Here is a 394-nt window from a genome sequence, read left to right as displayed (position 1 = left end):
GATGTAATGATTCACTCATTCCTTTTCTCCATTTTTGCTTTTTCAGGGACGACAACATCCCTGCAAAAAATGCATATTGTTTTAGAGCGTGATTATTAGCTGACAGGGTAGTTCCCTGCCGTTTCATTTATTTCAGATTCTTTCTAATTATTTTCCCCGAGCAATTACGTGTCAGATCTTTTCTGATCTCCAGATAAGAGGGCACTTTAAATTTCGCCATATTCTGTTCACAGAAGCAGAAGAATTCCTCTTCGCTCAATGTTTCACCTTCATTCAGCACCACAAATGCTTTGATTGCTTCATCGCGAATCGAATCTTTAATACCCACAACCACGATATCCTGAATTTTGGGATGGGTGGCGATGATATTTTCGAGCTCCACGCAGGAGACATT

General features: G+C 40.1%; 1 protein-coding gene. It reads right to left on the bottom strand.

Translation table 11 applies throughout. The features are described 5' to 3' along the window. Positions 1–127 precede the first annotated feature (127 nt). Positions 128–394, bottom strand: a 267-nt coding sequence (locus GV819_RS32815; protein WP_434738458.1) for an AMP-binding enzyme, incomplete at its 5' end; no start/stop codon positions are given.

The sequence above is a fragment of the Pseudomonas sp. Fl5BN2 genome (genome assembly GCF_009908205.1).
GTDB lineage: Bacteria > Pseudomonadota > Gammaproteobacteria > Pseudomonadales > Pseudomonadaceae > Aquipseudomonas.
The sequence above is the reverse complement of the archived record's forward strand: the minus strand, read 5'-3'. Positions and strand labels throughout refer to the sequence as shown.